This window comes from Salmonella sp. SSDFZ54 (assembly GCF_004010735.1).
GTDB lineage: Bacteria > Pseudomonadota > Gammaproteobacteria > Enterobacterales > Enterobacteriaceae > Salmonella > Salmonella enterica.
Genome location: NZ_CP034819.1, coordinates 2,360,990 through 2,371,512, shown reverse-complemented (window position 1 = coordinate 2,371,512; position 10,523 = coordinate 2,360,990). Strand labels below are relative to the sequence as shown.

Sequence of the window (10,523 nt, the reverse complement as noted above, 5' to 3'; positions counted from 1 at the left end):
ATTCACTCTCAAGGTGTATCTAATCGTTTAGTATTAACTGGTTCTGAAAAGGCTTTGTCCACGCCTTTCATCAAAGGAGATAACAGGTATTCCATAATGCTGTGTTTTCCGGTAATTACACTGGCGTCAACAGTCATACCTGGTTTTAACCACCGTAAATCATCTTCATTAACATCGAATGCAATAATTACTTTATAATAACGCTGAATTGTTCCTCCGGTATTTTCCTCATAGGAATCAGGACTAATATTATCGATAGTCGCATTATACGATTTTATCTTTGGTTGGATAATTGACTGCACATCCAGTTTAACGGCTTCATCTACATATATTTGGTCACGGTATTTGGGTAATATTTTCACATCGGCCAGCATAGTCCTTACTTTTGGTTTTATTTCAAAAAGTAAGTCCGCCGCCTGAATCACACCACCATGAGTAGTGGCACTTTTATTGATTTTATAAATTACACCGTCAACCGGTGAATAGATATCCTCCTCATTTATCTGCTTCTCTATTACTTTTAATGTAGAGTTAACAACCTCAAGCTCCTGAAGATTTTTAGATATTATTTTAGATAAAGATAAGCGCAATTCATTATTAAGCGCCTCAATATCATTAACAACCAGCTCAATATCATCTTTTTTTAAAGTGATGCTACTTTCAATATCATTAATTTCAGACTTAACTTTTATATACGCCTGTTTCTTGTTAAGAAAATTGGTATATGGGCTAATTCCTTTTTTTACCAGTGGAGAAAGAATATTTATTTCTTCGGCAAGCAATGCAAGTTCTTTTTCTTTCGAACTCAGCTTCTCTTGTAATCCGCTAATCTCAGAATCAAGAGAGGTTTTTTTTAAGTCTTTAGCTCTTATCTGACTATGCACTAATTCAATATTCGCTTTTACCTCTTTATTGCTTAAAGAACGGGTGCCATCCAGGGTAATCAATCCACTCTCATTTTCTTTATCAAGAATGAAAGATATTTCGTTAACATCTTTATCCAGATACCCTTTTTGAGTTCTATACCTTTGATATTCTTTTTGCAGATCAAGGTTAACGACCTTTGCAAGGAGTTCTCCTTTTTTTACAGTATCACCCTCGGCCACATAAATATCTTGTATCGTCCCTCCTTTAGAAAGAGATATTAACTGAGCATTATCTTTAGTAGTGATAACGCCCTGACCATGAACCACTGAATTAATTTCTATAAAGTAGGTAAGGATAATAATTAAGATCGTCAAAGAAATAATTATCATCATGAGATGATCGCTTTGTCTTCTATTCATTTCATTACATTTAACTCACTTTCAGTATTTCCTTTTAAATAATCCATTAAATGAAAAATCAATGAGAGTTGCTGTAACTTTAAAATATACAGGCTATATTTGCTGTCGATCATGCTTACATATGCCTGAAATGCTTCATTACGGCTTGAAATTAAATCAAGCAAACTTTTTTGCCCTAACTGAAACTCCTGCTCATATAATTCAGTAAGCCGTAACGCGTTTGTATGTGAACGTTCCGCCACTGAGTAAGTCTCTTTTGCAGCGGCGTATCTTGAAAGTTGTGAATCAATGTTATAACGCGTTTTAATCAAAAAATCGTCAATTTGCAGCTTAGCCTGCGAGTAACTTGCCACCATTTTTCTTTCCTGGGCTGAATTTCTGAACCCATTAAAAATGTTGAAACTGACATTGATACCCGTTTTAAATTCATCTTCATAATCACTTTTTTTGGCACTACCGCTCGGGTTATTCTGTACATAGCTGGAAACGAGATCTACAGTCGGAAAATAGGATGATTTTGCGGCATTAATATCTTCGGTCGCGGCTTTTCGGGTATTGACAAGCATCTTATAGTCATCGTTGTATTTCATCACCATGTCCATAAGTTATTCAGGGCTTTCGACAAATATATATTTTTTTAAGAGGTTGAATTTTTCATCGCTTTGAATCTGATCTGGTGATAAATTCAGACCAGTCATATTCTGCATTTTATACATTTCATCATCCAACATCGACTGATACATAATGCTTCTGGTATTTAATGCATCGATAGATACTTGTACTTTACGCATATCAGATTGCATCGCTACACCGGAAGATACCAGCAACGAAAAAGTTTCCAGCATCTTTTTATAAAACTCTTTCTCCAGATTTACGCCATCAATCATTTCACGATACTTACTGATGTTGTAATAGGTTGTCACAACCTCCTGAGACACTATATTCTTTGTTTTTTCATAGTCAGTTTTACTATTATCTCTTTCATATTCAGATTTCCTGATATTAGCCCCCCTCACTCCAAAATCCGTTATTCGGTATGATAAAGACACCTTATTTTCAACGTTTCTCTCGGTACCTGACGACTCCTTTCTGTTATTATTAAGGCCAGAGGTTAGATCCAGGGTAGGATAAAGTGCTGCCCGTGAAAGATCTAAGTCACTGTTTTTCTTTTCAGTCTCATAATATGAAACAGCAACAGAGGGCTGATGCGTTAATGCGGCATTAACTAAATCTCTTAGAGGAATGACCGGAAGCTCGCTGGCGTATGTGCTTTGTGTAATAAAAGCAGTCGTCAGAAAAAACATCTTAATCTTCATTTTTTTCCTCCTTGTTTAACAAACGTTGCTTTACTATTTCCTGATGCATAGATGTTATTTTTTCCATTAATGGCATATAGGTATCACGGTAGCTAACCATTTCAGCACTAATCTCTTTAGTATTGGCAATAATCTTTTTATCAGTAGCCGATAGATCGGATAGCGCTAAATGAACATTATTCATATCCTCATCCATTTCTTTTCTCAGCCCATCGAGAGTATGAGAAATATCGGCACTGCCAGCGGCAATATCGTTTATGGTCTTACCATGTGAAAGAGATTCCTGATAACATTTATCAACTGATGTCATTATTGAATCATTCTTTTTATCTATAATATTTTGTATTGTACTCATTGCCTCCAGTCGTGCATTATTATCAGCAAGCAGGATATTACCTTCAGATAAACGAGAGGTAATTGTTATTACACCGTCAGATAATTTTTTGAGGTTTTCGTTACTGCTTACCAGATAACCATCAATCAGCGTAGAAAGTTGTTCCAGTTTTGCTGAGTTATCCAATAGTTGGTTTTGCAAAGTGACAAAGCTATCTGATAGCATCACTCGTTTCTTTTCTTCATCCTGCGTCCGTAAGTTTTCAACTGTCAGGTAGTTATCAAAAAACGCTTTAAACAACTCTTTAAATTCTACAAGCGTCTCTGATTCAACCCGCAGGCTTCGCTGTTTATTATTGGATCTGTTGCTTATGATTTTTAATTTTTTGATTTCCGTAGAAACAAGGGAATAGGAGCTGCGAACAAAAACACTTTGTGAGGTCAGGAGTATGGCGCAAACAACACCATAGATAGAAGATACAAATGCGGTATTCATCCCTTTCAATGGTTCAGAAAGCGACGCTACCATTGTCACGATCATATTGAGTGTATTACTTGCATTATCACCGCCAACATCTGATGGCGAGCTCAATAAGTTCCCGATTGAACCAATCGTAATAGACAGACCCGCAAACGTCCCCAACAGGCCAACAAGCGTCGACACATTGCTACAGCTCATAATAAATGACAATCGTTGATTACGGGCAGTAGACACATTGTCATCTAATTCCATCAGCAAATTGAAATCACACTGTTTGGGTTCCCCGGCAAACAAAACCTGATTGAGGTTAGAAAGAATGCTATTTTTTCTACTGGCGTCCTGAGCTATTAATATGTCTTTTGCTGAAATATTTTTAAGAATAGTGAATAATGCACACAAAGAACCTGTAATATAAATGGCAATAATGACTCCATTGTAAATTGCAGAAACCATGAAGTTATCAAAAACATACTCTCTTATACCGGGAAAAGATAAAGCGAAAAAAGGGAGTATGGCAAGGAAAAAACAGACAAAGAAATAGCGGTAATGATTTATATATTTCACTCTGACACCTTTTTATTAATAGTCGTGATAATAGCTTTACTCGTTGTACTTGATGCTGCGGAGTTAACACTCATGTCAATAACTACATCAGGATATATCTTCTTAATCTCTTTCATTAAAATAATTCCCCGTTCATATCCCAGTCGTAAAGAGTCAGAGAAAGAGATGTCTGCCTGAGGAATAACCATTTCTATAAATAAATTACTATTGATTTTGTCTTCTAACCAAGCCTTTATTTTATGAGTATCCTCTTCTGAAAAGCTTCTCAGCCTGCCATGATACGTAATAACAAGCTCATTTTTTGTAGACGTTATATCAGTTTTCTGACCATCGGCGATATCGTATACTCCAACCTCCTTACCTGACATTGTAGTCATTCCGTCCGACATATCTTGGGTATTCACTTCCTTATTAATTATTTCATTAGCATTTGAATTGTCATTGGCTCCGCTATTTTGAGCAGTAGATTTAGTCTTACTCTCTATATACGCTTTATAAACTTTAATTGAGTTGTCATACATAATAATCATATTATTAAGTGCAAACACCAACATAAGAAATATAAAAATGCACAATACCGTAGAGAATGTATCAACAAAACTAGGCCACGGATTACTTTCGTCTTCCATGTTGTCTCCTGATATTACATTGTGAATAAAATGTTTTTGTGGATTAGAAAGGATAATGGATGCTCAACTTATTCAGAAAGTGAACGCTACCGCCCTTGGCTTCCTGCTACCAATACGCTTTATAGATTTCAGTTTTCTTACATCTCGTAATCAGAAAAATAAAAACAACGACGCCATTTTTATGCGCCCACAACAAAGATGAGTGCTTTAATTAAAAACACTCTTCATTTTTTAATTAGGTAGACATCAATTATTGCACTAACTATATCTCCCCCAATAATAGGTATCGCATAAGCTCTCAACTCATAAATAAAAAATAGTCATCAGCAAATTAAAACCACCCGCCGATAAATAGATTTGTTAGCTAATCATTGAAACTCTAAATCATTTTAAGGACATATTTCTTTTTAATACGCGTTATAACCATACGTATTTAATAAATTTGCCTCCAGAGGATAAAATGAATTTTCACAATTAAAACATAGGGTCATAGGGACTTCAATATAACTTAAATTATTAAAAATATAATAAGTGGAGAGTAAAAAATCAGAATTGCGTAAAAAAATACATAAATAAAACCATTTTTTATATAAAGCCAGCTATAAGTAACAATTTTATCTTCAGCAATTAAAAATAAAGCAAGATGCACATATCATATTTGAGTTCATCACAAGCTAAAGCAAACATTTAATTAACTATTGATAATACCGACCATTCTCTAACGTTATTTTATAATATCTTTTTGTTGTCAAAAAATGGCTATAAATTATATATTTTGCAGATGAGTTTTCTCTTTCATATTTAAGACAATCCGGGTTATTGCAGTACATTTATGAACTTCGGCTGGATAATGATGTGCCGAGGCGAGTCGGCCAGAGGCGATAAGCGACATTTTTCCGTAAGATATGCGCTTCTCTTTTTTGAAAGGGATACAAAGACAATAATACCAGGTAAGAAAATGCCTGGTTTACACCAGGCATTTCAGCAGACGAGAACTATAGCGAAAATGCAAATAACGCTTTGAGTTTTTTACCAAAAATCAGAACGGAATATCGTCGTCAAAATCCATTGGCGGTTCGTTAGACGGCGCTGGCGCGGATTGCTGTGGACGCGACTGCGCGCCGCCGCTGAACTGGTTGCCGCCCTGCGGCTGCTGAGGTTGTTGCGGTTGACCCCAACTACCCTGCTGCTGACCGCCTGCCGGTGCGCCGCCGCCCTGGCGACCACCCAGCATCTGCATCACGCCGCCGATCTGCGGAACGTTAATTTCAGTCGTATAGCGTTCCTGGCCACTCTGATCGGTCCACTTGCGGGTACGCAATTGACCTTCGATATACACCTGAGAACCTTTACGCAGATATTCGCCGGCCACTTCCGCCAGTTTGCCGAACATCACCACCCGGTGCCATTCAGTCTGCTCTTTCATTTCGCCGGTCTGCTTATCGCGCCAGGATTCAGAAGTAGCCAGCGTTAAGTTGGCGACAGCGCCGCCACTCGGCATATAGCGTACTTCCGGGTCCTGGCCCAGATTACCAACGAGAATCACCTTGTTTACGCCTCTGCTGGCCATAATTGAGTCTCCTGAATACGTTTCATAAATAGTGTAAACGCGTGAGTGTACCATTTCCACGTAGCATTTTAATAGCTGCGATGCAGGTTCCAGGTCACTCGCGCGAACCTCATATTGTTGCATACTTTAGCTGAAGATGCATTCCAATACTGTATATTCAAACAGGTTAAATTGTGTCATAATTAGCCGTTTCTGCCGTTTGTCCTTCAAACAAACCAGGCATCCGAGTCTCTACCGGGAAAGGTGAATGGATAAGATCGAAGTTCGGGGCGCCCGCACCCATAATCTCAAAAATATTAACCTCGTCATCCCCCGCGACAAACTGATTGTCGTGACCGGGCTTTCGGGTTCAGGCAAATCCTCACTGGCTTTCGACACTCTGTATGCCGAAGGGCAGCGTCGTTACGTTGAATCGCTCTCCGCTTACGCGCGGCAGTTTTTGTCGCTCATGGAAAAACCGGATGTCGACCATATTGAGGGGCTATCGCCCGCGATCTCAATTGAACAGAAATCGACATCGCACAACCCGCGCTCTACGGTGGGTACCATTACCGAGATCCACGACTACCTGCGCCTGCTGTTTGCCCGCGTGGGCGAGCCGCGTTGTCCGGATCATGACGTGCCGCTGGCGGCGCAAACCGTTAGCCAGATGGTCGATAACGTGCTGTCACAGCCGGAAGGCAAACGTCTGATGCTGCTGGCGCCGATTATTAAAGAGCGTAAAGGCGAACACACCAAAACGCTGGAAAATCTGGCAAGCCAGGGTTACATTCGCGCCCGTATTGACGGCGAAGTCTGCGATCTCTCCGATCCGCCGAAGCTGGAGCTGCAAAAGAAACATACCATTGAGGTGGTGATCGATCGCTTCAAAGTTCGTAACGATCTTTCCCAACGCCTGGCGGAGTCGTTCGAAACGGCGCTGGAATTATCCGGCGGCACGGCGGTTGTTGCCGATATGGACGATGAGAAAGCGGAGGAGCTTCTGTTCTCCGCCAATTTTGCCTGTCCGATTTGCGGCTACAGTATGCGCGAGCTGGAACCGCGTCTGTTCTCGTTCAACAACCCGGCAGGCGCCTGCCCGACCTGTGACGGGCTCGGCGTTCAGCAATATTTCGATCCGGACCGCGTGATCCAGAATCCCGACCTGTCGCTGGCAGGCGGCGCGATTCGTGGTTGGGATCGTCGCAATTTTTACTACTTTCAAATGCTCAAGTCGCTGGCGGAACACTATAAGTTCGACGTGGATGCGCCGTGGGCAAGCCTCAGCGCCAACGTACATAAAGTCGTGCTGTACGGTTCCGGCAAAGAGAACATTGAATTTAAATATATGAACGATCGCGGCGATACCTCCGTGCGCCGCCATCCGTTCGAAGGCGTGCTGCATAATATGGAGCGCCGTTATAAAGAGACGGAATCCAGCGCGGTGCGCGAAGAGCTGGCGAAGTTCATCAGTAATCGCCCCTGCGCCAGCTGTGAAGGAACGCGACTGAATCGCGAAGCGCGCCATGTATTTGTGGAAAATACGCCGCTGCCTGCTATTTCCGATATGAGCATTGGCCATGCGATGGATTTTTTCACTAATCTCAAGCTTTCCGGGCAACGAGCGAAAATCGCCGAAAAAGTGCTAAAAGAGATCGGCGATCGCCTCAAGTTTCTGGTGAACGTCGGCCTGAACTATCTCACGCTCTCCCGCTCGGCAGAGACGCTTTCCGGCGGCGAAGCCCAGCGTATTCGTCTGGCGAGCCAGATAGGCGCCGGGTTAGTCGGCGTGATGTATGTACTGGATGAACCGTCCATCGGTCTGCACCAGCGCGATAACGAACGGCTGCTGGGTACGCTGATTCATCTGCGCAATCTTGGCAATACCGTGATTGTGGTGGAACACGATGAAGACGCCATCCGCGCCGCCGACCATGTGATTGATATTGGCCCCGGCGCGGGCGTTCACGGCGGCGAGGTGGTGGCGGAAGGCCCGCTGGAAGCCATTATGGCGGTACCGGAATCGCTGACCGGCCAGTACATGAGCGGTAAACGCAAAATTGAAGTGCCGAAACAACGCGTGCCGGCAAATCCAGAAAAAGTGCTCAAACTCACCGGCGCACGCGGCAACAACCTGAAAGATGTGACCCTTACGCTACCGGTAGGGCTGTTTACCTGTATCACCGGCGTCTCGGGTTCCGGTAAATCGACGCTGATTAACGACACGCTGTTCCCCATCGCCCAGCGTCAGTTAAACGGGGCGACTATCGCCGAACCGGCGCCGTATCGGGATATTCAAGGGCTGGAACATTTCGATAAAGTGATTGATATCGACCAGAGCCCGATCGGGCGCACCCCGCGTTCCAACCCGGCGACCTATACGGGCGTCTTTACCCCGGTTCGCGAGCTTTTTGCTGGCGTGCCGGAGTCTCGCTCGCGCGGCTACACGCCAGGGCGATTCAGCTTCAACGTGCGCGGCGGTCGCTGCGAAGCGTGCCAGGGCGATGGCGTCATTAAAGTCGAAATGCACTTTCTGCCGGATATTTACGTGCCGTGCGACCAGTGCAAAGGCAAGCGCTATAACCGGGAAACGCTGGAGATTAAGTACAAAGGCAAGACCATCCACGAAGTGCTGGATATGACCATTGAAGAAGCGCGTGAGTTCTTTGATGCGGTTCCGGCGCTGGCGCGTAAGCTGCAGACGCTGATGGACGTGGGGCTGACCTATATCCGTCTTGGTCAGTCGGCGACGACGCTTTCCGGCGGCGAGGCCCAGCGCGTGAAGCTGGCGCGCGAACTGTCGAAGCGCGGCACCGGGCAGACGCTGTATATTCTCGACGAGCCGACCACCGGCTTGCACTTTGCCGATATTCAGCAGTTGCTTGACGTTCTGCATCAGTTGCGCGATCAGGGCAACACCATCGTGGTGATCGAACACAACCTGGACGTCATTAAAACGGCGGACTGGATTGTCGACCTCGGCCCGGAAGGCGGCAGCGGCGGCGGCGAAATTCTCGTCGCCGGTACGCCGGAAACCGTGGCGGAGTGCGAGGCGTCGCATACCGCCCGCTTCCTTAAACCTATGCTCAAATAACCTTCACGCCGCTTTCCGATTCGCCGGGAAGCGGCATCATTTTTCCTCATCTCACCTCATTGTATCCGTGTTGAGCATTTGTGATTTGCGTGCCGCCTCGCTCTGACATGTGATAGCGCAAACGGTCTGTTATGGAAAACACCATGAAGTTGCCCTACGCAATCACACTACTGCTGTGTCTGTTTTTATCCGCCTGTACGCTGCCTGACCGCTTTAGCGCCGTGGCTTTTCAACAACTGACGCTATTACAAGCGCGCTCAACCCGCTTCCTGCAGGACGCGGCGCGAATACCGTGGCAAAAAGAGACACTGCTCAAGGATGACCGCGATATCCGTCAGACATTTTTTCAGGCTGAGCGGGTCGCCTGTCAGGGTGGGGATAAACACCGACTCGATAATCTGGCGCTGCTGAAAAATCACTATTTGCGTCTTTATGCGCGGGTTATGCAACGTAAGCAACCACTTACTCACATCCAGGCAGAGAGATACCAACAGCAAAATAATCAGGTCTGGAAATTAGCCATACAGGGTGAGTGTCTGCATTGGGGCGCCCGCTGCACTCAGGGAGAAGAAAATGGCGTCTATTAACGAAATACATTACCTGATAACCACCGCCCAGGCCGAACACCCTGTAGCGTCCTCGGCGATTGCCGAGTTTATCCAGACGTATAAGCAGGCAAGAGAAGACAGCGACGACGCTATCCGCGAGTCCGCCGCGTTTATCGCCCGCGCGCTTCAGGAACATGCTCGCGGCTGGCTGGACGACGACGATATGATTATTCTGCTGGAAGGACAGCGGGACCTCGCCAGGCTACGCGCCAATAATGCGCAAATCGCCCTCGGCAGCCGTATCCGGTCTACGGTCATCCGCCTCATTGATATCGCCCTGGCGTTGTTGGTCGGCGCGCTATAATCAGGACTGCGGCAACTGCTTGCGTTTATCTTCCGGCAGCGCATTTACCGCCTGTTGATAAGAGGCATCGACCAGATAATAGAGTTGTGAATCCGGCAGCGATCCGTCCAGATAGACCGTGCTCCAGTGCGCTTTATTAAGGTGCCGACTCGGTCGTACATCGCTGTGCTGCTGACGTAACAACTCTGCCAGTTCCGGGCTGGTTTTGAGAGAGGCTGCCGGTCGTCCTTCAACTTCTTTTACCATCGCGAAAAGTACATCTTCCACTTTAATTTGCGTCGCTTTCCAGTCGCTGTGGACGCTCTGCTCTGCGCCAGGTTTTGCCATGCAGTATTGCAGTAATTCCGAAATGGTCATTA

The 10,523-nt window shown here is 44.6% G+C and carries 8 protein-coding genes and 1 pseudogene; 3 read left to right on the top strand and 6 right to left on the bottom strand.

Annotated features, from left to right (window positions below; translation table 11 throughout):
• Positions 1 to 8: 8 nt before the first annotated feature.
• The 5 genes and pseudogenes from siiD to ssb1 all read right to left on the bottom strand — a co-directional run bounded on the left by siiD (position 9) and on the right by ssb1 (position 6,179).
• A complete protein-coding gene (gene siiD, locus EOS97_RS11845) occupies positions 9 to 1,286 on the bottom strand; it encodes an SPI-4 type I secretion system protein SiiD (RefSeq protein ID WP_001081933.1) in 1,278 nt (425 codons plus the stop codon).
• Positions 1,283 to 2,602, bottom strand: a pseudogene (siiC, locus tag EOS97_RS11840) (SPI-4 type I secretion system protein SiiC). The gene siiD and the pseudogene siiC overlap by 4 nt, the downstream one beginning before the upstream one ends.
• Positions 2,592 to 3,980, bottom strand: a complete 1,389-nt coding sequence (locus tag EOS97_RS11835) for a MotA/TolQ/ExbB proton channel family protein (RefSeq protein ID WP_000875175.1) — start codon at positions 3,978 to 3,980, stop codon at positions 2,592 to 2,594. Before EOS97_RS11835 ends, siiC begins: the two are co-directional and overlap by 11 nt.
• Positions 3,977 to 4,609, bottom strand: a complete 633-nt coding sequence (gene siiA / locus EOS97_RS11830; protein ID WP_127836150.1) for an SPI-4 type I secretion system auxiliary protein SiiA — start codon at positions 4,607 to 4,609, stop codon at positions 3,977 to 3,979. Before siiA ends, EOS97_RS11835 begins: the two co-directional genes overlap by 4 nt.
• 1,039 nt (positions 4,610 to 5,648) lie before the next feature.
• Positions 5,649 to 6,179, bottom strand: coding sequence for a single-stranded DNA-binding protein SSB1 (ssb1, locus tag EOS97_RS11815; protein WP_000168325.1), 531 nt, complete (start codon positions 6,177 to 6,179; stop codon positions 5,649 to 5,651).
• A gap of 247 nt (positions 6,180 to 6,426) precedes the next feature.
• On the opposite strand from ssb1, the gene uvrA reads away from it, so the two are divergent.
• The 3 genes from uvrA (at position 6,427) to EOS97_RS11795 (ending at position 10,164) form a co-directional block, all read left to right on the top strand.
• Positions 6,427 to 9,252, top strand: coding sequence for an excinuclease ABC subunit UvrA (uvrA, locus tag EOS97_RS11805; protein ID WP_000357724.1), 2,826 nt, complete (start codon positions 6,427 to 6,429; stop codon positions 9,250 to 9,252).
• 131 nt (positions 9,253 to 9,383) lie between these two features.
• Positions 9,384 to 9,839, top strand: coding sequence for a hypothetical protein (locus EOS97_RS11800; RefSeq protein WP_000432210.1), 456 nt, complete (start codon positions 9,384 to 9,386; stop codon positions 9,837 to 9,839).
• Complete coding sequence (locus EOS97_RS11795; protein ID WP_000146593.1) at positions 9,826 to 10,164, top strand: membrane protein; 339 nt, start codon at positions 9,826 to 9,828, stop codon at positions 10,162 to 10,164. The genes EOS97_RS11800 and EOS97_RS11795 overlap by 14 nt, the downstream gene beginning before the upstream one ends.
• On the opposite strand, the gene EOS97_RS11790 is transcribed toward EOS97_RS11795, so the two are convergent.
• Positions 10,165 to 10,521, bottom strand: coding sequence for an MmcQ/YjbR family DNA-binding protein (locus tag EOS97_RS11790; protein WP_000155665.1), 357 nt, complete (start codon positions 10,519 to 10,521; stop codon positions 10,165 to 10,167). It lies immediately after the preceding gene.
• Between the last annotated feature and the right edge of the window lie 2 nt (positions 10,522 to 10,523).